Origin of the sequence: Serratia myotis (assembly GCF_027474885.1) — a bacterium.
Classification (GTDB): Bacteria; Pseudomonadota; Gammaproteobacteria; order Enterobacterales; family Enterobacteriaceae; genus Serratia; species Serratia proteamaculans.
Window position 1 is genome coordinate 3,902,515 of record NZ_CP099707.1, and the last position, 23,464, is coordinate 3,925,978.

Sequence of the window (23,464 nt, forward strand, 5' to 3'; positions counted from 1 at the left end):
CCGTTATTGGCGAGCGGCGGCGACAGCCACCAACTGATAACCACCGTCGACGGGCAGGAAGCTGAAATCCACCGCCGTTCCCGCAGGCAATGCGGTGAGCGATGGCGATGAAGGGAGTTGGAAGCTCATGGTCATGGGCGGCCAGTTGAGCGCCGGAATAGCCTGGTGCGCGATGGACACCTTTCGCTCATCCCAGGCTTTGATCACGCCCTGGCTATGGATTTCGACGTCAGGTTTTACGGCAGAATGTTGCATCGCCATATCGGCGGCGCTGGCGGCAGAGGAGAAAAACAGGGTGATCAATACAACGACAAATAAATTACGCATAACGGGTACTCCATTAAATAGTTAACAAACGCGAGTGGCCGTCAGGGACGGCAAAGCGGTTGTCAGAGCTATTCACGGAACCGGCAGAAAACTATCTCTGTCGGCGGGCCTGTTATCGGGGGTGTTTGCCAGGTATTAACCGGGATAGAAAGTGACGGGGAAGGCGCAATAACGGCCCATTCGCTGCTGATCGGCAAGGCGGCTAACGTCAGGCTGGCGTGGTCTTGTTGGGCTGACTCCGGTACACAGTGTTTCTCACACAGTGGCCCCTGGGTTTGCATCTGTTCCGACGACGGCAGGCTGTTTTGCATATGCATCATATGCTGGGCCATCGGCGCTTCGCCGCTGAACTGCAGGTTACAATTATGGCTGGCCAGCGCCAGTTGGCTATTCAACAGCAGCCAGCAGACGACCAATAACCATGCGCCAGCCCGCTTTTTAGCAAAGCGCAGACGGTGCATAGATAAAGAGATGGACGCCAAAGCCGACATCAGGTCATTCCAGAGCGGGAGATGGCGGAAGTATATCGGCCAAGTGCTTGCGCAGGAATGGAATTTACACCCGCTGACAAAGCGGCTTTCAGCGGCGAAGTGGAAATTAAAATTCTTTGATATCAATCAACCGGTGGCGTCTCAACCAAAGAAAAAGCCCAGCGCGGAGGCTGGGCTTGATTCGGGGAAACTCACCGACGGAAGGTTATTTGGTTAACGCGATAATACCCAGCGTCAGACCGGCAACCGCCGCCGCACCACCGGCGATGGCGCCTGCGGTTTCCCAGTTATCCTGAGTGGTGCCTTTCATACAGGTGTTGGTGTGCACCAGACGCCCCTGATCGTCATAAACCGGGACACAAGGTGACTCAGTCGCGCACCCAGCCAGAAATACCGACAGCAGCCCAACCGCAATTAACTTTTTCATACTTTTGCCTCAATGTTCGATCACTCTGAAATGCGACGCCGAGTGATATTCGCGCTATTGAGCCATTGTATGCGCAAAAGGCTGAACGAAGCGTTAATGATCCGTCAGAAGATGTAATTTGGGATAACTCCGAACGGTCCCCGACAAGATCTGCAGGCAGTAAAAAGCCCGCGAAAACGCGGGCTTGATCGACAACCTTGAGGCCGGAATTACTTCTGCAGTTTACGCATGACTAACGTGGCGTTGGTGCCGCCGAAACCGAAGCTGTTGGACATCACGGTAGTCAGCTCACGTTGAGTCGGCTGAGTCACGATGTTCATGCCTGCGGCTTTCTCATCCAGGTTTTCGATGTTGATGCTCGGCGCAATAAAGCCGTGCTCAACCATCAACAGGCTGTAGATCGCTTCCTGCACGCCGGCGGCGCCCAGTGAGTGACCGGTCATGGCCTTGGTGGAGGAGATTGCCGGGGTGTTGTCGCCAAACACTTCACGGATAGCGCCCAGTTCTTTCACATCGCCAACCGGCGTGGAAGTCCCGTGCACGTTCATGTAGTCGATTGGGGTATCAACGCCCTGCATTGCCATCTTCATGCAACGCACTGCGCCTTCGCCTGATGGTGCAACCATGTCTGCACCGTCAGAGGTCGCACCGTAGCCGATGATCTCGGCATAGATGTGTGCGCCACGCGCCAGAGCGTGTTCCAGCTCTTCGACTACCACCATACCGCCGCCGCCGGCGATGACGAAACCGTCACGCGCTGCGTCGTAAGTACGGGAAGCTTTTTCCGGGGTGTCGTTGTAGCTGGTGGACAGTGCGCCCATCGCATCGAACTCACAGGCCATTTCCCAGCACAGTTCTTCACCGCCGCCGGCAAAGACCACGTCCTGCTTGCCCAGTTGGATCAGTTCAACCGCGTGGCCAATGCAGTGTGCAGAGGTTGCGCAGGCTGAGCTGATGGAATAGTTAACGCCACGAATTTTGAACGGGGTTGCCAGGCAGGCGGAAACGCCTGAAGCCATAGCCTTGGTCACCATGTACGGGCCAACGCCGCGCAGGCCTTTGGCACGCATGCCGTCGGATCCAGCAACCTGGTTGCGTGGAGAGCCGCCACCTGAGCCAACAACCAGACCGGTGCGATCGTTGGAAACCTGATCGGCAGCCAGACCTGAGTCTTTGATGGCTTCTTCCATGGAAAGATAGGCATAAACGGACGCATCGCTCATAAAGCGCATCACTTTACGGTCGATCAGACCGGTGGTGTCCAGTTTAACATCGCCCCATACGTGACTACGCATGCCGGAATCTTTAAGCTCCTGGGAGAAAGTGATCCCAGAACGTCCTTCCTGCAGGCTCGCCAGGACCTCCTGCTGGTTGTTACCAATGCTGGAGACGATTCCCAGGCCAGTAATCACTGCACGTTTCATTCAGTACCTCTTCCACAATTTTACATTCGGGATTTTGCATCGCACTTTAGCGTACAGATGTACGCCGAACAAGTCCGATCAGCGTTTTTCAGCTTTATTCTTATCCAGTTTGCGCCATAGCGCCAGCGCCGTTAGAATCCCGTCACCCCTTGAGTTACGAGCAACCAACCGTGAGCAACGCCCCGATCCAAACCGCAGCGTTATCCTGGAATGAACAGGGTACACCTGTTTCGAAACAGTTTGATGACGTCTACTTTTCTAATCAGGATGGGCTGGAAGAAACCCGCTACGTGTTTCTCAAGGGCAACCGACTGCCACTGCGTTTTGCCGAACACCCTCGCCCGCTGTTTATCGTCGCGGAAACCGGCTTCGGCACCGGACTTAATTTTTTAACCCTGTGGCAGGCCTTTACCGGCTTTCGTGCAACCACGCCGAACGCCACGCTGCAGCGACTGCACTTTATCAGCTTTGAAAAATTCCCGCTGCTGCAGGCCGATCTGGCGGCGGCGCATGCACGTTGGCCGGAGCTGGCCCCCTATGCCGATGAGTTACGCGCCCAATGGCCGTTACCGCTGCCGGGCTGCCACCGCCTGCTGCTGGCGGAAGGCCGCATTACGCTCGACCTGTGGTTTGGCGACGTGAATACTCTGCTGCCGCACTTTGACGCCAGTATGAACCGCCAAATCGACGCCTGGTTCCTCGACGGGTTCGCCCCGTCAAAAAATCCGGATATGTGGACCGAACAGCTGTTCGCCGCCATGGCACGCTTTGCCCGGCCGGGGGGCAGCCTTGCCACCTTTACCGCCGCCGGTTTCGTACGCCGTGGGCTTCAGCAGGCCGGATTTGAGGTCATCAAAAGCAAAGGTTTCGGCCAGAAACGTGAAATGCTGATTGGCGAACTGCCTGCCGATGCGCCCGCGATCGCCCATCCCACCCCCTGGCTGTTGCGCCCGGCGGCGGAGCATACCGACGATATCGCCATCATCGGCGGCGGTGTTGCCAGCGCCTTGACCGCCCTCGCCCTGTTGCGACGGGGTGCGAAGGTCACGCTGTACTGTGCCGATCCGCAACCGGCCGAAGGAGCATCCGGCAACCGTCAGGGCGCGCTCTACCCGTTGTTGAACGGCCGGGGCGATGCACTGGAAAACTTCTTCAGCGCCGCCTTCCTGTTTGCCCGCCGTCAGTACGATGCGCTGGTACAACAAGGCGTGGCGTTCGATCACCAGTGGTGCGGCGTCAGTCAGTTAGCTTTTGATGAGAAGAGCGCCGGGAAGATTGCCAACATGCTGGCGGTTGAATGGCCGCAGGAACTGGCCATGGCGGCCGATCGCACCACGCTCAGCGCCCTGTGCGGCATTGACAGCGGTTTTGGCGGCATTAACTACCCTCAGGGCGGTTGGCTGTGCCCGGCCGAGCTGACGCGCAGTGCGATTGCCCTGGCGCAAGCTCAGGGGCTGAGCTGTCAGTATCAATCTGATGTCCGCGCTCTGACCGCCACCGACAGCGGCTGGCAGCTCAGCTTCAGTCAGGGTGAACCCCAACAGCATGCGACGGTGATCCTGGCCAGTGGCCATCGGCTTGGCGAACTGGCGCAAAGCGAAGCGATGCCAGTTTATGCGGTGCGCGGTCAGGTCTCCCATATCCCCACCACCCCGGCGCTGAGTGAGTTGAAACAGGTGCTGTGTTACGACGGCTACCTGACGCCGGTCAATCCTCATAACCAGCAGCACTGTATCGGCGCCAGCTACCAGCGCGGCGAAACTGCCACCGAATACCGCGAAGAAGAACAGCAGGCCAACCGTGCCCGCCTGCTGCGCTGCCTGCCGGACCAAAGCTGGCCGCTGCAGGTGGACGTCAGCGGTCACCACGCCCGCTGCGGCGTGCGTAGCGCTACCCGCGATCATCTGCCGATGATTGGCGCAGTCCCGGACTTCCAGGCGACGCTGGCCCAGTATCAGGATCTGCAACGCCAACATCAGCGCGGTGAGGCTATTGCCAATGCGCCGAGCTATCCCAATCTGTTTGTGATTGGTGCGTTAGGTTCACGTGGGTTGTGTTCGGCACCGCTGGCGGCGGAAATTTTAGCGGCGCAGCTGTTTGGCGAGCCCTTGCCGGGTGACGCCCAGATGATGGCGGCGTTGAATCCGAACCGGATGTGGGTAAGAAAATTACTGAAGGGGCGTGAGGTTTAGGTTTAATCAGCATTTTACAGGACGCTGTTGCCAGCGCCCTGTAAAGCGGATCAGGCGGTCGGCAACGCGGTTTGGTACAGGGTTTCCCACATGCCATACACCAGTACCTGGTCCGGTGGCGACAGTTCACCGGCGGCGATGGCTTTATGCAAGCTATTTTCCACCTGTGCCTTCAAGGCTTCAGCGGTGTGATCGCCCTGTTCTTCCACTTCGGCAACCGCCAGCGTCAGATGACCGCGCAGGTAGCCACCGGCAAACAGTTCATCATCGCTGGCGTGCTCTACCATGTCATCAATCAGCGCCAAAATGCGCGCTTCGAATTCTGCGATCATCAAATTTCCTCATTAAATAACAAACTGACGGTCAATTGAGATCTTCCGGATAGGGGAAAAGCTCGGCCGTCAGCGGTGGCGTATTGTAAAACGATTGTAACGCCTGAATAAAGCGCGCAGGTCTTGTGGGTATTCCCTGTTCCAGCAGCAACAGTACCCGTTCGCGGACTTTACGCTGGAAGGCAATGCGATCCGGCTCGCAATCACCGTTCAGGTTGTCACAACTGACGTTGAACGGAAAACCGGCCGCCACGCAGAACATCCACTCCAGCGACTGCGGCTTGATTTCTACCGCTTCGAATTCGCTTTGGGTCTGCGCGTCGCGCCCGTCCGGGCAGTACCAGTAACCGAAGTCGACCAGTTTGCGGCGCTGCTCACCGGCGATGCACCAGTGAGAGATTTCATGCATGCCGCTGGCGTAATAGCCATGAGCAAAGACGATGCGGTGGTATGGCAACTCGTCGTCGGCCGGCAGATAGATGGGCTCATCGTCGCCCTTGACCAGTCGGGTGTTGTAATCATCACTGAAGCACTGATTAAAGATATCAATCAGCTGTTCGTATTGATGGGTAACCTGTGTGTCTGACATAAAAAATCCAATAACCACAAAAATAAAGCGGCAATTATTTCACTTTACCGCTCTCTTGGCATGCTAAATATGCAATGCCAGCCACTGCTGAATTTCCGTACCGTGATTGTCGTATATCAGCTTGCAGCTCATCACCAGTGAAACGATGACGATCATCGGGCGGATCAGCTTCTGCCCACGGGTCATCACCATATGCGCCCCGAGACGAGCCCCCAGCACCTGCCCTACCAGCATCACCAAACCGATACTCCACACCACTTTGCCGCCGATGATAAACAACACCAGGCTGCCAAAGTTGGAAGTGAAGTTCAGCACCTTGGCGTGGGCGGTAGACTTGGCCAGATTGAAACCACACAGCGTCACATAGGCCAGTGCGTAGAAGGAACCGGCACCGGGGCCAAAGAAGCCATCGTAAAAGCCTACGCAGCCACCCGCCACCAGGCCAAACGGCAAGGCGCTCAAACGGCGCTGCCGGTCACTTTCTCCCAGACGCGGGGTCAGCAGAAAGTACAGGCCGATGCCGATCACCAGTAACGGCAGCATTTGCCGCAGCAGATCGGCACGCATGTGCTGCACCAGGATGGTCCCGGCGACGGAACCGATCAACGCCAACAGGATCGTCAGTTTCTGATCCTTGAGATCGACGGCTCGCCGGCGGATAAAATACAGGCTGGCGGAGAAGGAACCGCCCACCGATTGCAGCTTGTTGGTCGCCAGCGCCTGCGCCGGGGGAACGCCCACCGCCAGCAACGCCGGCACGGTCAACAGGCCACCACCACCGGCAATCGAATCAATAAAACCCGCCAGCAATGCCACCACAAACAAGACCCCGAGCATCTCGGGGCCAACGACGAACCAATCCATTTATTATTCCGCAGCGAAATGGTTATTCAGCAAAGTCTGGCAGGTTGGCGGTAAAGGCGGCGGTACCGGTTTACCCGGTTTGGCACTTGGCTGATGCGGGACGAACCAGCTTGCCAGTTCGGCACCACAGCCGTCACCCGGCGGCGGGGTATCCTGTTCTTTACACTCCAGGCTACCGGCAGGACAACGCAGACGCACATGCATGTGCGCACGATGCCCAAACCACGGCCGTACCTTGTGCAACCAGTCACGATCGGCACCGGCATCCAGGCACAGACGCTGCTTGATCGCCGGATTGACGAAGATGCGCGTCACTTCCTGATCCTGCGCCGCCGCTTTGATCAACGTTTCAATCTGCGGCTGCCACTGGCGTGCGACCACCTGCTTGCCGTCGCTGGAAACCAAATCGATCGGCTGCGGCTTCAACAGTTGTTGTGCACTCCAGCGTTGGCGCGGCAACTGTAGCCAGATGTCGACATCAAGCCCGGACTGGTGGCTGGCATGACCACTGCTAAAGCGCCCGCCGGCCGGCATCGCCATATCGCCGATCAGCACCGTACCGAGGTTTTTTTGGTTCGCCTTGCTGCTCAGACGCTGAATAAACGCCAGCAAATCCGGGTGACCGAAGTAGCGGCGTTGATCGGGACGCATCACCTGATAATCCGGCGAGTTCAGCGGCAGCGGCTGGGCGCCGATCACGCAACCATTGGCAAAACCGCCCACCGCCTGCGGCGCACCGGCCACCGGGTGATCGATTTTTTGCCACGGCGTCAGCGCCATGACAGAGCCCGAAGCCATCAGGGCAACGATGCCCAACATCCAGTTTTTCATGGTGATTACCAGCGTGGAACGTTAGAAACCACATCACCGTTCTGCGCACGTTGGCGCAACAGGTGATCCATCAGCACAATCGCCATCATCGCTTCGGCGATCGGTACCGCACGGATGCCTACGCAAGGGTCGTGGCGGCCACGGGTGACCATTTCCACCGCTTCGCCCTGGCGATTGATGGTTCTGCCCGGCACCATAATGCTGGAAGTCGGTTTCAGCGCCAGATGCGCAATCACCGCCTGGCCGCTGCTGATGCCGCCGAGAATACCGCCAGCATGGTTGCTCTGGAAACCTTCCGGGGTGATTTCATCACGGTTTTCGCTGCCGCGCTTGGTCACTACAGCAAAGCCGTCGCCAATTTCCACGCCTTTAACCGCATTGATGCTCATCAACGCATGCGCCAAATCCGCGTCGAGGCGGTCAAACACCGGTTCACCGAGGCCAACCGGCACGTTTTCTGCCACTACGCTGACCTTGGCACCAATGGAGTCGCCCTCTTTCTTCAGCGCGCGCATCAGTTCGTCCAAGGCTTCCAGCTTGTCCGGATCCGGACAGAAGAACGGGTTCTGTTCAACCTGCTCCCAGTCTTTCAGCTCACAGACCACATCACCGATTTGCGCCAGATAGCCGCGCACCTGTACGCCAAATTTCTGCTGCAGGTATTTCTTGGCGATTGCCCCTGCCGCAACGCGCATTGCGGTTTCACGCGCCGAAGAACGGCCGCCGCCACGGTAGTCGCGCACGCCGTATTTTTGTTCGTAGGTATAATCGGCATGTCCCGGACGGAACACGTCTTTGATGGCACCGTAGTCCTGCGAGCGCTGGTCGGTGTTTTCGATTATCAGCCCAATGCTGGTGCCGGTGGTCACGCCTTCAAACACGCCAGAAAGAATACGCACCTGATCCGGCTCGCGGCGTTGAGTGGTGTAACGCGAGGTGCCCGGACGGCGGCGGTCCAGATCGTGCTGCAAATCAGCTTCGGTAAGCGGAATGCCCGGTGGCACGCCGTCTACGATACATCCCAACGCCACACCGTGAGATTCACCAAAAGTGGTGACGCGGAAAATCTGCCCAATACTGTTTCCTGCCATCGCGGATCCTTACCCTTGATTATTATCTTTGTTGGGCCCGCCACAGCAGGCCCGAAGAATGCTTAGCTGCGGTAGAGGCTGAAATGATCCTTGCAATCTACCAGTTGCTGTTTGGTCAGCATGAACACCCCGTCACCGCCGTTTTCAAACTCCAGCCAGTTGAACGGAATATCCGGATACTGTTCCATCAGATGTACCATGCTGTTACCCACTTCACAAATCAGCACGCCGTCGTCGCTCAGGTAATCCGGCGCACAGGCCAGAATGCGACGCACCAGCTTCAGGCCGTCGCTGCCCGCCGCCAGGCCCAGCTCAGGTTCAAAGCGGAATTCCTGCGGCAGATCGGACATGTCTTCCGCATCGACATACGGTGGGTTGGTGACGATCAGATCGTACTGGATCGCGGGAACGTCGCGGAACAGATCGGAACGGATCGGGGTCACCTGCTGTTCAACACCCAGCGCCTGAATATTGCGCTCGGTCACCGCCAGCACGTCGGCGGAGATGTCTACCGCGTCTACTTCTGCTTCCGGGAAAGCGTAGCCGCAGGCAATGGCAATACAGCCGCTGCCGGTACACATGTCGAGAATATGGCTCGGCGGATGAGGGATCAGCGCGCTAAAGCGATCGTTGATCAGTTCGCCAATCGGGGAACGCGGAACCAGCACGCGCTCATCGACATAAAACTCCAGGTCACAGAACCAGGCTTTGTTGGTCAGGTAGGCTACCGGAATACGCTCGTTGACGCGGCGGATCACGCGTTCAACGATGCGGTGGCGCTCGCTGGAGGTCAAACGTGCAGTGTGCATGTCCTCTGGAATATCCAGCGGCAGGAACAGGCTTGGCAGCACCAATTGCACCGCTTCGTCCCACGGATTATCGGTTCCGTGACCATAGTAGATATCGGCGGCGTTAAAACGGCTTACTGTCCAACGCAGCATATCTTGAATGGTGTGCAGTTCATTCACTGCTTCCTCGACGAAAATTTTGTCCAATTTGCCCTCCGGCAGGCACTGTGATTCATGATTTAGCCGCATAGTTTGCCATGAAGCCCGCGACAAATCACGCTAACCCCTTGCGCTTTTCATTTTGGCGCGAATTTTGCGTCGACAGATACCCGCGACACGGTAAACTACCGCGATAAATGATTTCCGGTGAATAAAAAATGAAGAACAAGCACCCTCTGAGCAAAGATGAATTGCAGCTCTTCAGAGAGTCGGTAGTAGACGCAAAAAAGCTGCGTCAGGACACCATTGTCCACCGTAAACCCAAGCCAAAAACCAAACAAATTGTTCCGCAGCGCCTGCTGCAGGAGCAGGTAGACGCCAGTTATTATTTCTCGGATGAATACCAACCGCAGTTGGAAGAGGAAGGGCCGACGCGCTATGTGCGCCCCGGTTACAGCGCCTTTGAGCTGAAAAAATTGCGTCGCGGCGACTATTCGCCAGAACTGTTTCTCGATTTGCACGGCCTGACCCAAATGCAGGCCAAGCAGGAGTTGGGCGCATTGATCGCCGCTTGTCGACGCGAACATGTGCACTGCGCCTGTGTGATGCACGGCCACGGCAAGCACATCCTTAAACAGCAAACCCCACTGTGGTTGGCACAGCACCCCGACGTACTGGTATTCCATCAGGCGCCCAAAGAATGGGGCGGCACGGCGGCGATCCTGCTGCTGGTCGAACTGGCCGAGTAAACTGCAGAAATGACAAAGGGCGATGTTAAACATCGCCCTTTTGTTTGGGGCCGACCTGCGGTCCCTACACTTTAGCCATCACCTGTGACGGACTGACCTGCCATTCAAATTTACCGCAGCTGCCGTCAGCCGCCAGATCGACATTGGCGATCGCCGAGGTGGCAAACATCGGCGGGCATTCACCCGGGCAAAGTTCTGCCACCAGGTAACCCACCAGCGGTAAGTGGGAGACGATCAGCACCGAGGTAATCCCCTGCTGCGCCAGCACCTGCAAATAACTGCCTACCAGGCTGGCATCCCCGCCCGGCGTCAGCTCAGGCAGCACTTCTTCGCTTGCCGGCAAGCTTAAGGCTTCGCGCACCGTGGCCAGCGTCTGCTCGGCCCGCAGGTAAGGGCTGACCAGCACTCGTTCAATATCCACAGACTTGGTGTTTAACCAGGCCGCCATCTGACGTGACTCATCACGGCCACAAACAGTAAGAGGTCTTACCGAATCGCTGGCCGCATCAAGTGCCGCCTCTCCGTGACGCATAATCAAAACTTGCATATTGCACCGCTGTTGTTGACAAAATAACGCTATACAGAAACGCCGAGCGTGCTGTATCGCCGAGTTTTACAACCCCAAAGCAAAAGCTTTGAAACGATAACGCGCCGTCTCTTTATGGCGGCCGGGCATTTTGCCTGAAAGTTCACGTAAAGAAAACGCTGTTTTTTACATCAATGGCGTCTTGATACCTATTAGGCGCTCACTTAACAACCAATTCAACAGGTTAAATTTTAACCTTTTCATCATGAATTTTATTGATGGCGGCCAGGGTTTCACCGCCATCAGGTTACGTTACCTCGTCCCTATCTCCCTGTATAGGGTCCGGGATTACTGGTGTTGCAAGGAGTGATAACGATCACAATGCATCCTTGATCCTACTCTAGTACAAATCACGTCACCGTGCCGCTCACGCCCCCTGCGGGTAGAAACGTTCCCCCTGCTGAGCCATGCGCTGCAGGCGTTCACAGGGCGCAAAATATTCCCCGTGCTGCCGCTGCAGGTGCTCCAGCGTTTTAACCACCTTCTCGGCGCCCAACTGGTCCATATAACGAAATGGCCCGCCAAGGAAGGGTGGGAAGCCAATGCCGAACACCGCGCCGATGTCACCGTCGCGTGCACTGCGGATCACACCTTCGTCCAGACAGCGCGCCGCTTCGTTCAGCATCATCATCACGCAACGCTGAGCGATAACCGCCGGCTGCAAATGCGACTTCGGTGTAATGCCCAACAGAATATACAGCGAGGTATCGGCACGTTTGTTCCGCTGGCGCTGCTGGCCTTCGCTCGGATACAGATAGAAACCACGGCCGTTTTTGCGCCCTTTTCGCCCGTCTTTCAGCACCGCATCGAAAGCCGCCGGGGCGGCAAAGCGCGGCCCCAACTGTTCCACCAGTACCGGGATAATCTTGGTACCGACGTCAATGCCCACTTCATCGAGCAGGGTTATCGGCCCCACCGGGAAACCGAAATCGACCAGCGCCTTGTCCAGCGCTTCGATAGGCTCGCCTTCCAACAGGCAGCGCGCCGCTTCATTTATATAAGGAGCCAAAATGCGGTTCACGTAAAAACCGGCGCGATCGGCCACCACAATCGCCGTCTTGCCCTGCTTGTGCGCCAACGCCACGGTGGTGGCTATGGTTTCTTCACTGGTCGTGGCATGCGGGATCACCTCAACCAACGGCATTTTATCTACCGGGCTGAAATAATGCAGGCCGATCACCTGCTCCGGCCGCTGCGCCCTGGCGGCGATCTGGCCAATCGGCAGCGATGAGGTATTGGAGGCAAAAATGGTGTGCGGCGCAGCGTGCTGTTCGATCTCAGCCACCATCTGCTGCTTCAGGGACAAGTCTTCAAACACCGCCTCAATCACCACATCCACCTGTTCAAAGCCGGTGTAATCGGTCGAGCCGGAGATCAGCATCATCTGCTTTTGCCGCTCCATCGGGCGCATGCGTTTGCTGCGAACCCGCTTGCTGAGCACATCCCAGCTGTATTTCAACGCGTGGTTAATGCCCGTTTCGTTAACGTCTTTAATTCTTACCGGCAGGCCGCCGCGCGTGGCGGTGACGCACGCGATACCCCCGCCCATCAGGCCGCCACCTAAAATGCCGATGCGGTGCAATTCATGAGGTTGTGCATTGCCACCGCGCTCTTTCTTCAGCGTGGTGGAGGCGAAGAACAGGCTGCGTAACGCCGCCGACTGCGGCGTCATGGCCAGTTCGCCAAAGGCGCGAGCCTCGGCTTCATAACCGCTGGCACTGCCGTGATCCAGGCCGGTGCGCACCACCTGGATAATACGTTCCGCCGCAGGGTAGTTTCCGTGGGTTTTTTCCCGCGTTTTCTTGCGCACAATGCTGAACAGCAGGCTTTTCCCCAACGGGCCGTTGAGCAGACGCTCCTGCCATGGCAGTTCACGTCGGCTCTGCCAGCCCTGTTTGACTCGCTCGATAGCAGCCTGCAACAAGATAGACTGAGGCACCGCATCGTCCACCAGACCCATGCGCAGTGCCTGACGCGCCCGAATATGTTTGCCGGTCAGGATCATGTCCAGCGCCTTGCTGGCACCAATCAACCTTGGCAAACGCTGGGTGCCGCCGGAACCCGGCAGCAAACCCAACTGAACTTCCGGCAGGCCGAGGGCGGTTTTATCATCCAGTGAACAGACGCGACCGTGGCAGGCCAAAGCCAACTCCAGCCCACCGCCAAGACAGGCACCGTGAATAGCCGCCACCACCGGAACCTGGAACGCGGCAATCTGAGCCAGGGTGCTCTGCCCTTTTTTCGCCAGCACCTCGGCTTCTTTGGCGGTGCTACAGGCGGCAATCATGGTGATGTCCGCACCGGCAATAAATGAGTCCGGCTTACCGGAAATGATCACCAGCCCTTCCAGTGCCGGGTGCTGCTGTGCGCGGATCAGTACGTCGTTGACCTGCTCGACAAACTCGGCCTTCAGCGTATTCACCTTGTCACCCGGAACATCAATGGTGATCACACCAATGTTGTCCGGACGTATCGTCAGTTGAAAGGCTGAGGGTTTGGCTCGCTGTTCGTGCAATGCATTTTCAAAACTCATTATTCCACCTCTACGATCATTGCGGCCCCTAACCCCCCGGCGGCGCAGGCGGTGGTCAACCCCAGTCCGCCGCCACGGCGTTTCAGCTCGTGCAGCGTTTGGGTGATCATACGCGCACCGGTAGCGGCAAACGGGTGGCCGTAGGCAATCGAGCCGCCCAATACGTTGAATTTATCCATGTCTACCACGCCAATGGCCCGGCTGCGACCCAATTTTTGCTGAGCGAACTCGTCGCTGGCAAACATCTTCAGGTTGGCCAGGGTTTGTGCGGCAAAGGCTTCGTGCATGTCGATCAGTGTCAGGTCGGCCAGACCGATGCCGGCGCGATCCAAGGCCAGCGGCGTGGCGTAAGACGGCCCGAGCAGCATGTCTTCCCACACGTCGATAGCGGAGAAGGCAAAGCTGCGCAGGTAGCCCAGCGGCTGCAGGCCCAATTCTTTCGCTCGCGATTCACTCATCATCAGTACCGCTGCCGCACCGTCGGTCAACGGCGTGCTGTTGGCGGCAGTAACGCTGCCATGCTTACGGTCAAATGCCGGTTTCAGCTTCGCGTAAGAAGCCAGGCTGGAGTCTTTGCGGACGTTATTGTCTTCGGTGATTTGCGTGCGGTATGGCGGCACGTAGGCGGTCATCACCTCATCGTGCAACAGCCCCTGTTCCCAGGCTTTGGCCGCCAACTGATGAGAACGGTGCGCCAGCGCATCCTGCTCTTCCCGGGTGATGCCGTGGCTTTTCGCCATTTGCTCGGCAGTATCACCCATACGCAGGCCGGTAGAGTATTCCGCCACCGCCGGGGGGACCGGCATCAGGTCACGGAATTTCAGTCGGCTGAACAGCTTGAGGCGCTGCGACAGGGTGCGGGCCTTGTTGACGTCCACCAATGTACGCGCCAGCGCCTTGCTGACGCCAATAGGCAGTACGGAGGAAGAGTCAGCGCCACCGGCAATGCCGATACTGATGCTGCCGGCCATGATGCTTTCCGCCACGTTGGCAATCGCCTGGAAGCTGGTCGCACAGGCACGCGACACGCTGTAGGCATCGGTATGCACACTCATGCCGGTGCCGAGCACGATTTCACGCGCGATATTCGGTGCTTCAGGCATTTGCACCACCTGGCCGAACACCAGTTGTTCAATCAATGCAGGATCGATACCGCTGCGGGCCAACAATTCACTCACCGCCGTTTTACCCAAATCCACCGCAGGAATACCGTGATAAGCGGTCGCCTGTTTGGCAAAGGGGGTGCGCAGTCCATTTACAATCGCAATACGGTCACCGTGACGGGTCACCAACGGCAGTGCCTTACTCATAAACGCTCCTGAAGAGAATAACGTCAGCGCAACGGCTAAAAAGAGGTCTGACCTGATGGGGTCATTGTTAACCAAATGTTTATATTTGGCAAACCGGCAGAAGTGAAAACTGAGAGCAGGAGCAACTTTCTAAGGGGGGATAATCGGGGTAGTCAGCGGCGCGGGTGAACCCCGCACCGTTTTAAAGCAGCAATTAACGCAGGCCGAGCTGGAAAATAAAGGTTTCTGCCTGGCAGGCAAAGGTGAAATCAGCCACCAGTTCCACACCACCGTCAACCGGTTTAATGCTACTGCTGATGTCGCAAGGGTCGGATTCCACACTACGGGCTTTTTCAGTCAACACCGCCAGCATTTTCTCTGCATCTTGCTGATTAGCAAACACCTGGCTGTAGGAGGCGGTGCAATCGGTATTGTCCATGACGGTACCGACATCAACACAGCAACAAGCGGCAGTTTCCTGGGCGCTACATTTATTAAGTGCATTTGACATGATTAATTCTCCTCAGGGATCGCCATGACGCGGATCCGAATTGCCATTTAACTACTGGCGCAAAGACACAAGATTCTGCGCTCATTTTACTCTGCGACGAAACCGATCACTAGCACTTACTTTTTATAGGTGTTTTAAGTGATGGAAATCACAAATGAAAATCGTCGTCTGCTAAGAAATGGTAAGAATTTTGTTATCTATCGCTGGTTTTTTGTTAGCCAGATCTCTCTTTTGATATCAATTTGGAAATATTTCAAAAACAATGTTGCAACATTCTCACAGGTCGGACCTATAATTCAGCCACTGGTCTGATTTGTCTGAATGGGATCGGACCCTACAATCGCGCGCTTCCTTGTTACTTTATGTAACATGTTTAAATAATAAACACATAAAATGAGGTTTTGGTCATGAGCCAGAAAAACCTATTGACTAAATCAGCTCTCGCAGCTGCAGTGGCAATTATTTCTTCAAACGTGTCTGCCGCAGGATTCCAGCTGAATGAGTTCTCATCAGCTGGTTTGGGACGTTCGTATTCTGGCGAAGGCGCCATGGCAGACACTGCGGCTTCCGCCAGTCGCAACCCGGCCTTGTTGATGATGTACACTCGCCCAGAGCTGTCTTTCGGCGCGGTGTTTATCGATCCGGACGTGGACATCACCGGCAAGTCACCTTCTGGTGCCAGCCTGGATTCTAAAAATATCGCCCCTACCGCCTGGGTGCCGAACCTGCACTATGTGCAGCCGATTAATGACCAATTTGCCGTGGGTGCCTCTGTCACCAGTAACTACGGCCTGGCTACCGAATTCAACGATGGCTATACCGCAGGCGCTTACGGCGGTAAAACTGACCTGACCACCGTAAACCTCAACCTGAGCGGTGCTTATCGTCTGAACCAAAACTTCAGCTTCGGTCTGGGTTTTGATGCGGTTTATGCTAAAGCCAAACTTGAGCGTTATGCGGGTGAAAGTGGTGCAGCCCTCGGAATGCCGGCTGATACTCAAATCTCTCACCTGAAGGGCGATGAATGGGGCTTTGGCTGGAACGCCGGCCTGCTGTATGAAGTCGACGAAAACAACCGCTATGGCTTAACTTACCGTTCAGAAGTGAAAGTCGACTTCGACGGCGACTACAAAAGCAGCATTCCATCCCGCTTTAACCCGCTGCAGGGAAGAACCGGTCTGCCATGGGGGACCGATGGCAATACCATTCCTGGCTCTCTGACCCTGAACCTGCCGGAAATGTGGGAAATCTCAGGCTACAACAAGGTTGCGCCGCAGTGGGCTGTCCACTACAGCCTGGCTTACACCAGCTGGAGTCAGTTCCAGGAGCTGAAAGCTACCGGCAACAACGGCCAGACGCTGTTCGAGAAGCATGAAGGCTTCAAAGACGCTTACCGCATCGCGCTGGGTACCACCTACTTCTACGACGATAACTGGACCTTCCGTACCGGTATCGCCTTCGATGACAGCCCGGTACCGGCTCAAAACCGTTCTATCTCTATCCCGGATCAGGACCGTTTCTGGCTGAGCGCCGGTACCAGCTACGCGTTCAACAAAGACGCTTCGGTTGACGTCGGTATCTCCTACATGCACGGTCAGAAAGTCACCATTAAAGAAGGCCCATACACCTTCGAATCGGTGGGCAAGGCCTGGCTGTACGGTGCCAACTTCAACTACCGCTTCTAATCCTTTCGACGATGAAGCCAAAGCGCCCTGCGGGGCGCTTTTTTATTACCTACGCATTCACAAGACAAAAAAAAACCCGCCGGATGGCAGGTTCTTTATCTTCGCTAACCGAGGTTATTGCGAGTCGATCTCGTCCAGATCGCCCTGGATCGCCTGGGCGTTCGGGTTAACTTCCGGCTTCAGCGAGCCGCCGTTCGCCAGGAAGTCGTTGCGCTGGAAGTAGGCTTCACGCACCATCAGGTACGGATCGGAAGAGTTGTGCAGCAAGCCGTCGGAATCCAACAGTTCGGCGCGGGTTTCAATCCCCTCAACCACCCATTTGCCCGCCGACATCCAGAAGGTCAGGTAGCTCAGCACCGGATAAACGGTATCTGCCCAGTCACCGCCCTCTTCACGCAGAGTGAAGCTGCCATAGCCCGGCAACATCACATAAGGGCCATAACCGACACCATAATGCCCCAGAGTGCTGCCGAAACGGTTCGGCTCTTCACGCGCCAGTTTCGGGTTAGCCATGCCAGCCACGTCGATCAGGCCGCCCATCCCCAGAAGGGTGTTGAGGAAGAAACGGTTGAAGTGGATCATCCCCTTGTACGGATCGCCCTTCAGGAAGGAGTTGACCATACTGGCCGGTTCTTCCAGGTTGGAAGTGAAGTTGCTGATACCATTACGTGCCGGCATCGGCAGATAGTTGCGCCAGGCCACGGCCACCGGGCGCAGTACGTACGGATCCAGGACGTTATAGTTAAAGTTGAACATCGTCCGGTTAAATCCTTCCAGAGGATCGGATCGCCCTTGTGGTTCATCTTGTGGCGCGCTGGCACAGCCCACCAATAACACCGTTGTGAAAGCCAGCCCAGTCAGGCGAAAGTTCATATTCTTCTCCATGAAAACACGTTCGGTCTTTTATTCAGGGGACCTGTTTGTTTATCTGAACGTCAATTTGCTCTTTACCACTGAAATTCTGCAGCGCACTCTCACCGAACCAGTCACCCGCCTGTGGCGTGGCCAGACCATCCTGAGAAATCCGCACCCGCACCTTGACCTGATGCTGAGCCGAAAGCAGGCGCTCAGGCATCATGGCGTTGCTGTCATCCAGGGAGAATGACAGCGGGAAACGGCTTAAGGGCAGTTGTTTTACCGCCACCGGCACCGGATTGGTGCCATCGGTCACAGAGATCACCAGCGTCCCCTGCGGCGGTAAAGCGTTACTCGCCTGCGGCGATAACGTCACGTTAATACCAAGTTTAACAGTTTCTCCGCCCGCCTGGGATTTTGCTTGTTCAATGCTGCGCTTTAACACCTCGGCGCGCTGATCGTTAGCCGGCAGCAGTTTCAACATCACCTGCCAGGCACCGATCGCCTGCTTGAAATCACCCTGTTCGAAGGAGTTAAAGGCCAATAAGCTCAGCACCCGCAGATTGGTATGATCTTCGGCGATCATTTTGCGCAGCATCTGCGTGGCCTGCTTGTTATCCTCTGGATCGTTGGATCGCGTCAAGACTTCCGCGTAGCCGAGACGAACTTCCAGACTATTCGGATCCAGTTGATAAGCATGAGCGAATGCCTGAGTCGCGGTGGTGGCGTTATTCAGTGCCATACCTACCCGGCCCAGCATCATCCAGTCGTTGATATTACGATCGTCCTGTTGGAGTGAGGTACGCAGGCCCAGGCCGAGACGGGCAATCTCTTCCATACTCAGCGGCTGAGCGCGTTCATTGGCAACCCGTGCGCGCAGATCCGGCATTTGAGCTTCCACCTGCTGCCAGTCCAGCACCTGCGCCAGCCCACCGGTTTTCAGATAAAAACCCAGGGTGACCACCACCAATAACGCGACGCCGGGTACCAGCGCCCAACGGTTGATCGGTTTCGCCTGTGCTTCCTGCTGACCGGGAATATCATTCAACAGGTTTTGCTGCAGCTCCTTCACCAACTCCGGACGTTCGGCAACCACCCCCTGCTCTTCGTCCTGCTCCAGCTCGTGCAGACGGTCCTGATAAAATGCTTTGTTCAGCGTATCGCGGCTAGCGGCAGTGCTTTTGTCGCTTTGGCGCATCGCCGGCACCACCAGCAACGCCGCAGCGCCAACCAGCAATACAATAATAATCAGCCAAAAAGCCATTAGGGTTTCTTCCTGTCAGTCTCTTTCAGCAGCGCCGCCAAACGCTGCTGCTCCTGCTCGGAGAATTCATCGTTAGCGTTAGCGGCACTGCTGCGGCGACGGCGGGTACGCAGTATCACCACCGCACCGCCGATCAGCACAAACAGTAACGGGCCAACCCACAGGATCAGCGTCGCCGGGGTCACCGGCGGCTCATAGGTGACGAAATTGCCGTAGCGCGCCACCATGTAGTCGATGATCTGCGGCTTGCTCTGCCCCTGCATCATCAGCTCGTATACCTTGGTACGCATGTCCGCCGCGATGATGGCGTTAGAGTCGGCAATGCTGTTGTTCTGGCATTTCGGGCAGCGCAGTTGCTCGGTCAGTTCACGGTATTGCTGTTCCTGCTCCACCGATTTGAACTGATAGGTATCAATAGCCGCAGCGGCGCTCCAGCTCAGCAGCGCGGCAAACAGCAGAGCAATGAGCCTCATGCCTCACCCCCGTACTTTTTGTACAGCGGCAAGACTTCCTGCTGCCAGACGCGTTCGTTCATATCCCCGGCGTGGCGGTAACGAATAATGCCCTGCCCGTCGATCAGGAAGGTTTCCGGTGCGCCGTACACGCCCAGATCCAGCCCGAGCATGCCGTCGCCGTCATACAGGCTGAGCGCATAAGGGTTGCCCAGCGAATTCAGCCAGGTCACCGCCTTGCTGCGATCGTCTTTATAGTTCAGCCCCACCACGCGAATACCGCGCGCGGCCAGCGTATTGAGGTATTGATGTTCGGCCCGACAGGTTGGGCACCAGGTGGCCCAGACATTCAGCAACATCGGCTTGCCATTGCGCAGCACCGCCTGATCGTAAGTCTTGCCGGGGTGATCGAGCGACTCCAGCTTGAAGGCCGGTACCGGTTTGCCGATCAGCGCCGACTCCAGCATGGTCGGATCTTCGCCACCGGCATTGCGCGTCAGTTGCACCATAAACGCCGCCACCAGCAGCAGGAACAGGATTAACGGGATAAACAGCAGCTTACGATTCATGCCTGCTCCTCCAGTTTACCTTCACGCTTGAGTTTTTTGCTCATCCGATAGCGCGGATCGAGAATACACAGGATGCCGCCAATCGCCATAAACACGCCACCGAACCAGATCCAGCGTACGAAGGGTTTATAGTACAACCGTACGGCCCAGGAGCCATCGTCCAGCTCTTCACCCAGTGCCGCGTAAAGATCACGGCTGAAGCCGCCGTCGATAGCCGCTTCGGTCATCATGCTGCGCGCCACGCTGTAGTAGCGTTTTTCCGCGTGCAGCGTCGCTTCCGGCTTACCGTTGCGCGTAACGTCGATGATACCGACACCGCCGGTGTAGTTCGGCCCGCGAATATCATGCACATCGCGGAACACAAAGTGATAGTTATGGATATCCACGCTGTCGCCAGCCTTCATGCGCACATCACGTTCCACACTGTAGTTCTGGCTGAAGGCAATACCGATCACCGTCACCGCCACGCCAAGGTGACCCAGCACCATGCCCCAGTGACTGCGGGAGAGATGGCTCAAACCACGCCAGAAACCGTGACGGTGGGTGGCACGCTCGTGCAACTCCATCAGCGTCAGGATAATGACCCAGACCGCCATGATCAGCCCCACCACCGTCATGCCGGCGATGCTGTCTTGCAACAGCCACGGCAGCAGGATCGACAACACCAGCGTAATCACCAGCGCCACGCTCAGGCGGCGCCACAACTTGGTCGGTTCATCACGACGCCAGCGCACCAGCGGCCCAATCCCCATCAGCAGCGCCATCGGCGCCATCAGCCAGGTAAACATGGTATTGAAGAAGGGTTCGCCGATAGAAATACTGCCCAGGCCGAGCTGTTTATGCACCAGCGGCAGCAGCGTGCCCAACAGCACCACCAGCATCGCGGCAATCAACAGTACGTTGTTACCCAGCAGGAAGGTTTCACGCGAGAAAGTCTCATGCTGCACCCGGCTGCGCACCTGCCCACCCTTGACGGCGTACAGCAGCAAGGAACCGCCGATCACAATCACCAGATAGGCGAGGATAAACATACCGCGCGCCGGATCGGAGGCAAAGGAGTGCACCGAGACCAGCACGCCGGAGCGCACCAGGAAGGTCCCCAACAGGCACAGCGAGAAGGCGGTAATCGCCAGCAGCACCGTCCAGGCCTTGAAAGTCCCGCGCTTTTCGGTCACTGCCAGCGAGTGCATCAGCGCCGTACCGGCCAGCCACGGCATAAATGAAGCGTTCTCTACCGGATCCCAGAACCACCAGCCGCCCCAGCCCAGTTCGTAATAAGCCCAGGCAGAGCCCAGCACGATACCCATGGTGAGGAACACCCAGGCCGCAGTGGTCCAGGGACGCGACCAGCGTGCCCAGGCAGTATCGAGCCGGCCGGCCATCAGTGAGGCAATCGCAAAGGCAAAGGCCACCGAGAAACCAACGTAGCCCATATACAGCAACGGCGGATGGAAAATCAGGCCGATATCCTGCAGCAGAGGGTTGAGGTCACTGCCGTCGATCGGGAAATTCGGCAAGGTGCGGGTGAACGGGTTGGAGGTCATGATAATGAACAGCAGGAAGCCTGCGGTAATCATGCCCATCACCGACAACACGCGTGCCACCGCATCCTGCGGCATCGAACGGCTGCACAACGCCACCGCCAGCGACCAGCAGCTCAGCAGCAGCACCCACAGCAGCAGCGATCCCTCATGGGCACCCCAGGTGGCGGCGATGCGGTAATACACCGGCAGTTGCGTATTGGAGTTGGCGGCCACATAGGCCACGGTAAAATCATTGGTGACAAAGGCATACACCAGGCAGATGAATGCCAGCGCAATAGCACCAAACATGCCGTAGGTCAGTGGGCGCGCCACCGCCATCATGCGGCGATCCTGACGCGCAGCGCCCCACTGCGGGTAAATACTCAGCAGCAGCGATATCGCCAGCGCCAGGCACAGCAGAAAACTTCCCGTTTCCGGCATCATGATTTGGCACCCTCATTCTGCGGGGTAGCGTAAGCCGAAGCCGGCCCCTTATGATTTTCTTTCATCGCGTCGGCCACTTCCGGCGGCGTGTATTTTTCATCATGTTTCGCCAGCACTTCACGCGCGTTCACCACGTTGCCTTCACCCAGCACGCCCTGCGCCACCACGCCCTGCCCTTCACGGAACAGATCCGGCAGAATGCCGGTGTAGGTGACGTCGATCGCACCTCGCGCGTCGTAGACCTTGAAGCTGACCTGCAGCGTTTTCTGATCGCGTTTCACCGAGCCGGGCATCACCATGCCGCCGATTCGCAGACGTTGGCCCACCTCCGGCTTCTCATGATTTTCGCCCTTGCCCTGCAGAATTTCGCTCGGGGTATAAAACAGATCGATGTTGGAACGCAGCGCATACAGCATCAGGGTCGCGGTAAGCGCAACGCCGATCAGCACTACGATCGCCAGATACAGGCGACTTTTACGACGTGGATTCACAATGATTTCTCCCGCGGGTTGGCGGATTTTTGTTTCGACTGCTGCGACTGACGAATACGTCGCTCGCGCGCCTGACGGCGGCCGATCTCATCGAGCAATTGCCGACGCTGCCAGAAAGTATGAGCCACCAGGCCCAACAACGAGAGCAGCGTGACGGCTACCGCCAGCCAGACGTAGAAGGCATAGCCCCCCATAGCGAAAAACCCCTGCCAGGAAGTAAATGCGGCATTCATGGTTGGCGCTCCTTATTGACCAGCCCGACGACCCATGGGCGCTGACTTTCCTGAGACAAAATCAAATTGCGCAGGCGCATCAGAGTGAGGGTAATAAAGAACAGCAGGTAGCCGAGGATCGCCCAGCGCAGCGGGGTGCGCATACTTGGCGCGATACTCTGTTGCATATTGGTCGATCCCTGATGCAGCGTGTTCCACCATTCGACCGAGAAATGAATAATTGGGATGTTCACCACCCCCACCAGTACCAGAATACCGGCGGCGCGGCCCGCCAGGCGGCGGTCTTCAAAGGCGTTGTACAGCGCAATAATGCCAATATAAAGGAACAGCAACACCAGTTCAGAGGTCAGGCGCGCGTCCCACACCCACCAGGTGCCCCACATCGGCTTGCCCCAGGCAGAGCCGGTGACCAGGGCAATAAAGGTAAATACCGCGCCGACCGGCGCCATGGCCGCCACCACCGTATCGGACATTTTCATCTGCCACACCAGACCGATGAACGCCGCTACCGCCATCGAACCGTAAATCCCCATCGACCACATGGCGGCCGGGACATGGATATACATGATGCGGAAGCTGTCACCCTGCTGATAATCCTTGGGGGCAAAGCCAAAACCCCATACCCAACCCAGCAGCAGGCAGGCCGCACCGGCCAGCCCCAACCAGGGGATAAAGCGGCCGCAGACACGATACAGCCGTTCAGGCTGGGCAAATTGATGTAACCATTTCCACATTGTCGTCATTGCTCACGGTAAATTTATACGG

The 23,464-nt window shown here is 57.0% G+C and carries 25 protein-coding genes; 3 read left to right on the forward strand and 22 right to left on the reverse strand.

Annotated elements, in window-relative coordinates; translation table 11 throughout:
• Positions 1-3 precede the first annotated feature (3 nt).
• From NHG65_RS18445 to fabB, 4 genes are all read right to left on the reverse strand, one after another.
• Positions 4-327 (reverse strand): copper-binding protein, encoded by a 324-nt coding sequence (locus tag NHG65_RS18445; protein WP_219016705.1) that lies wholly within the window; start codon positions 325-327, stop codon positions 4-6.
• A 68-nt stretch (positions 328-395) separates the two neighbouring features.
• Positions 396-818 carry a hypothetical protein gene (locus NHG65_RS18450; protein WP_413503211.1) on the reverse strand — a complete coding sequence of 141 codons (423 nt, stop codon included), beginning with the start codon at positions 816-818 and terminating at the stop codon, positions 396-398.
• A gap of 205 nt (positions 819-1,023) precedes the next feature.
• Entirely contained in the window at positions 1,024-1,245 is a 222-nt protein-coding gene (locus tag NHG65_RS18455; protein ID WP_004947462.1) for a putative periplasmic lipoprotein, read from the reverse strand.
• Between the two features lie 209 nt (positions 1,246-1,454).
• Positions 1,455-2,669: a beta-ketoacyl-ACP synthase I gene (gene fabB, locus NHG65_RS18460; protein WP_012146081.1), complete on the reverse strand. Its 1,215-nt coding sequence runs from the start codon at positions 2,667-2,669 to the stop codon at positions 1,455-1,457.
• Positions 2,670-2,839: 170 nt separating this feature from the next.
• On the opposite strand from fabB, the gene mnmC reads away from it, so the two are divergent.
• Positions 2,840-4,861: a bifunctional tRNA (5-methylaminomethyl-2-thiouridine)(34)-methyltransferase MnmC2/FAD-dependent 5-carboxymethylaminomethyl-2-thiouridine(34) oxidoreductase MnmC1 gene (mnmC, locus tag NHG65_RS18465; protein ID WP_499182528.1), complete on the forward strand. Its 2,022-nt coding sequence runs from the start codon at positions 2,840-2,842 to the stop codon at positions 4,859-4,861.
• A 50-nt stretch (positions 4,862-4,911) separates the two neighbouring features.
• Here the strand turns inward: mnmC and NHG65_RS18470 are convergent, their stop codons facing one another.
• From NHG65_RS18470 to prmB, 6 genes are all read right to left on the reverse strand, one after another.
• Positions 4,912-5,193 (reverse strand): YfcL family protein, encoded by a 282-nt coding sequence (locus NHG65_RS18470; RefSeq protein ID WP_099065661.1) that lies wholly within the window; start codon positions 5,191-5,193, stop codon positions 4,912-4,914.
• 31 nt (positions 5,194-5,224) lie between these two features.
• Entirely contained in the window at positions 5,225-5,782 is a 558-nt protein-coding gene (locus NHG65_RS18475) for an elongation factor P hydroxylase (RefSeq protein ID WP_262260041.1), read from the reverse strand.
• Between the two features lie 63 nt (positions 5,783-5,845).
• On the reverse strand, positions 5,846-6,646 hold the full coding sequence (locus tag NHG65_RS18480; RefSeq protein WP_261425381.1) for a sulfite exporter TauE/SafE family protein: 801 nt from the start codon (positions 6,644-6,646) through the stop codon (positions 5,846-5,848).
• A gap of 3 nt (positions 6,647-6,649) precedes the next feature.
• Positions 6,650-7,477, reverse strand: a complete 828-nt coding sequence (gene mepA, locus NHG65_RS18485) for a penicillin-insensitive murein endopeptidase (RefSeq protein ID WP_099065658.1) — start codon at positions 7,475-7,477, stop codon at positions 6,650-6,652.
• A 5-nt stretch (positions 7,478-7,482) separates the two neighbouring features.
• Positions 7,483-8,568 carry a chorismate synthase gene (gene aroC, locus NHG65_RS18490; RefSeq protein WP_219016708.1) on the reverse strand — a complete coding sequence of 362 codons (1,086 nt, stop codon included), beginning with the start codon at positions 8,566-8,568 and terminating at the stop codon, positions 7,483-7,485.
• Positions 8,569-8,630: 62 nt separating this feature from the next.
• Positions 8,631-9,563: a 50S ribosomal protein L3 N(5)-glutamine methyltransferase gene (gene prmB / locus NHG65_RS18495; RefSeq protein WP_037423765.1), complete on the reverse strand. Its 933-nt coding sequence runs from the start codon at positions 9,561-9,563 to the stop codon at positions 8,631-8,633.
• 170 nt (positions 9,564-9,733) lie between these two features.
• Between prmB and smrB the strand changes: the two genes are divergently transcribed.
• Positions 9,734-10,264 (forward strand): endonuclease SmrB, encoded by a 531-nt coding sequence (gene smrB / locus NHG65_RS18500; RefSeq protein ID WP_499182529.1) that lies wholly within the window; start codon positions 9,734-9,736, stop codon positions 10,262-10,264.
• A gap of 64 nt (positions 10,265-10,328) precedes the next feature.
• Here smrB and sixA read toward each other — a convergent pair whose 3' ends face one another.
• The 4 genes from sixA to NHG65_RS18520 form a co-directional block, all read right to left on the reverse strand.
• Positions 10,329-10,811, reverse strand: coding sequence for a phosphohistidine phosphatase SixA (gene sixA, locus NHG65_RS18505; protein ID WP_099065656.1), 483 nt, complete (start codon positions 10,809-10,811; stop codon positions 10,329-10,331).
• Positions 10,812-11,217: 406 nt separating this feature from the next.
• On the reverse strand, positions 11,218-13,383 hold the full coding sequence (fadJ, locus tag NHG65_RS18510; RefSeq protein ID WP_499182530.1) for a fatty acid oxidation complex subunit alpha FadJ: 2,166 nt from the start codon (positions 13,381-13,383) through the stop codon (positions 11,218-11,220).
• Positions 13,383-14,693, reverse strand: a complete 1,311-nt coding sequence (fadI, locus tag NHG65_RS18515; RefSeq protein ID WP_099065654.1) for an acetyl-CoA C-acyltransferase FadI — start codon at positions 14,691-14,693, stop codon at positions 13,383-13,385. The genes fadJ and fadI overlap by 1 nt, the downstream gene beginning before the upstream one ends.
• Positions 14,694-14,886: 193 nt before the next feature.
• Positions 14,887-15,183 carry a YfcZ/YiiS family protein gene (locus NHG65_RS18520; RefSeq protein WP_099065653.1) on the reverse strand — a complete coding sequence of 99 codons (297 nt, stop codon included), beginning with the start codon at positions 15,181-15,183 and terminating at the stop codon, positions 14,887-14,889.
• Positions 15,184-15,590: 407 nt separating this feature from the next.
• Here NHG65_RS18520 and fadL point away from each other — a divergent pair, with 407 nt between their 5' ends.
• On the forward strand, positions 15,591-16,868 hold the full coding sequence (gene fadL, locus NHG65_RS18525; RefSeq protein ID WP_099065652.1) for a long-chain fatty acid transporter FadL: 1,278 nt from the start codon (positions 15,591-15,593) through the stop codon (positions 16,866-16,868).
• 114 nt (positions 16,869-16,982) lie between these two features.
• Here the strand turns inward: fadL and mlaA are convergent, their stop codons facing one another.
• The 8 genes from mlaA to NHG65_RS18565 are packed head-to-tail and all read right to left on the reverse strand — an operon-like array spanning position 16,983 to position 23,433.
• On the reverse strand, positions 16,983-17,741 hold the full coding sequence (gene mlaA, locus NHG65_RS18530; protein ID WP_085117894.1) for a phospholipid-binding lipoprotein MlaA: 759 nt from the start codon (positions 17,739-17,741) through the stop codon (positions 16,983-16,985).
• 34 nt (positions 17,742-17,775) lie between these two features.
• Positions 17,776-18,987, reverse strand: coding sequence for a c-type cytochrome biogenesis protein CcmI (gene ccmI / locus NHG65_RS18535; protein ID WP_099063700.1), 1,212 nt, complete (start codon positions 18,985-18,987; stop codon positions 17,776-17,778).
• Positions 18,987-19,460, reverse strand: a complete 474-nt coding sequence (locus tag NHG65_RS18540; protein WP_085117898.1) for a cytochrome c-type biogenesis protein — start codon at positions 19,458-19,460, stop codon at positions 18,987-18,989. The genes ccmI and NHG65_RS18540 overlap by 1 nt, the downstream gene beginning before the upstream one ends.
• Entirely contained in the window at positions 19,457-20,008 is a 552-nt protein-coding gene (locus NHG65_RS18545; RefSeq protein ID WP_112348792.1) for a DsbE family thiol:disulfide interchange protein, read from the reverse strand. The genes NHG65_RS18540 and NHG65_RS18545 overlap by 4 nt, the downstream gene beginning before the upstream one ends.
• Positions 20,005-21,975: a heme lyase CcmF/NrfE family subunit gene (locus NHG65_RS18550; RefSeq protein ID WP_085117899.1), complete on the reverse strand. Its 1,971-nt coding sequence runs from the start codon at positions 21,973-21,975 to the stop codon at positions 20,005-20,007. Before NHG65_RS18550 ends, NHG65_RS18545 begins: the two co-directional genes overlap by 4 nt.
• The gene (gene ccmE / locus NHG65_RS18555) at positions 21,972-22,466 is read right to left on the reverse strand and encodes a cytochrome c maturation protein CcmE (protein ID WP_012146100.1); all 495 of its coding nucleotides are present in this window, start codon (positions 22,464-22,466) and stop codon (positions 21,972-21,974) included. The genes NHG65_RS18550 and ccmE overlap by 4 nt, the downstream gene beginning before the upstream one ends.
• Positions 22,463-22,699: a heme exporter protein CcmD gene (gene ccmD / locus NHG65_RS18560; protein WP_112348790.1), complete on the reverse strand. Its 237-nt coding sequence runs from the start codon at positions 22,697-22,699 to the stop codon at positions 22,463-22,465. The genes ccmE and ccmD overlap by 4 nt, the downstream gene beginning before the upstream one ends.
• Positions 22,696-23,433, reverse strand: a complete 738-nt coding sequence (locus NHG65_RS18565) for a heme ABC transporter permease (RefSeq protein ID WP_219016711.1) — start codon at positions 23,431-23,433, stop codon at positions 22,696-22,698. The genes ccmD and NHG65_RS18565 overlap by 4 nt, the downstream gene beginning before the upstream one ends.
• Between the last annotated feature and the right edge of the window lie 31 nt (positions 23,434-23,464).

Coding starts and splice junctions, on each gene's coding strand:
- NHG65_RS18445 (WP_219016705.1), bottom strand. CDS start 327: ATGCGTAATTTATTTGTCGTTGTATTGATCACCCTGTTTTTCTCCTCT.
- NHG65_RS18450 (WP_413503211.1), bottom strand. CDS start 818: ATGTCGGCTTTGGCGTCCATCTCTTTATCTATGCACCGTCTGCGCTTT.
- NHG65_RS18455 (WP_004947462.1), bottom strand. CDS start 1,245: ATGAAAAAGTTAATTGCGGTTGGGCTGCTGTCGGTATTTCTGGCTGGG.
- fabB (WP_012146081.1), bottom strand. CDS start 2,669: ATGAAACGTGCAGTGATTACTGGCCTGGGAATCGTCTCCAGCATTGGT.
- NHG65_RS18470 (WP_099065661.1), bottom strand. CDS start 5,193: ATGATCGCAGAATTCGAAGCGCGCATTTTGGCGCTGATTGATGACATG.
- NHG65_RS18475 (WP_262260041.1), bottom strand. CDS start 5,782: ATGTCAGACACACAGGTTACCCATCAATACGAACAGCTGATTGATATC.
- NHG65_RS18480 (WP_261425381.1), bottom strand. CDS start 6,646: ATGGATTGGTTCGTCGTTGGCCCCGAGATGCTCGGGGTCTTGTTTGTG.
- mepA (WP_099065658.1), bottom strand. CDS start 7,477: ATGAAAAACTGGATGTTGGGCATCGTTGCCCTGATGGCTTCGGGCTCT.
- aroC (WP_219016708.1), bottom strand. CDS start 8,568: ATGGCAGGAAACAGTATTGGGCAGATTTTCCGCGTCACCACTTTTGGT.
- smrB (WP_499182529.1), top strand. CDS start 9,734: ATGAAGAACAAGCACCCTCTGAGCAAAGATGAATTGCAGCTCTTCAGA.
- sixA (WP_099065656.1), bottom strand. CDS start 10,811: ATGCAAGTTTTGATTATGCGTCACGGAGAGGCGGCACTTGATGCGGCC.
- fadJ (WP_499182530.1), bottom strand. CDS start 13,383: ATGAGTTTTGAAAATGCATTGCACGAACAGCGAGCCAAACCCTCAGCC.
- fadI (WP_099065654.1), bottom strand. CDS start 14,693: ATGAGTAAGGCACTGCCGTTGGTGACCCGTCACGGTGACCGTATTGCG.
- NHG65_RS18520 (WP_099065653.1), bottom strand. CDS start 15,183: ATGTCAAATGCACTTAATAAATGTAGCGCCCAGGAAACTGCCGCTTGT.
- fadL (WP_099065652.1), top strand. CDS start 15,591: ATGAGCCAGAAAAACCTATTGACTAAATCAGCTCTCGCAGCTGCAGTG.
- mlaA (WP_085117894.1), bottom strand. CDS start 17,741: ATGAACTTTCGCCTGACTGGGCTGGCTTTCACAACGGTGTTATTGGTG.
- ccmI (WP_099063700.1), bottom strand. CDS start 18,987: ATGGCTTTTTGGCTGATTATTATTGTATTGCTGGTTGGCGCTGCGGCG.
- NHG65_RS18540 (WP_085117898.1), bottom strand. CDS start 19,460: ATGAGGCTCATTGCTCTGCTGTTTGCCGCGCTGCTGAGCTGGAGCGCC.
- NHG65_RS18545 (WP_112348792.1), bottom strand. CDS start 20,008: ATGAATCGTAAGCTGCTGTTTATCCCGTTAATCCTGTTCCTGCTGCTG.
- NHG65_RS18550 (WP_085117899.1), bottom strand. CDS start 21,975: ATGATGCCGGAAACGGGAAGTTTTCTGCTGTGCCTGGCGCTGGCGATA.
- ccmD (WP_112348790.1), bottom strand. CDS start 22,699: ATGAATGCCGCATTTACTTCCTGGCAGGGGTTTTTCGCTATGGGGGGC.
- NHG65_RS18565 (WP_219016711.1), bottom strand. CDS start 23,433: ATGTGGAAATGGTTACATCAATTTGCCCAGCCTGAACGGCTGTATCGT.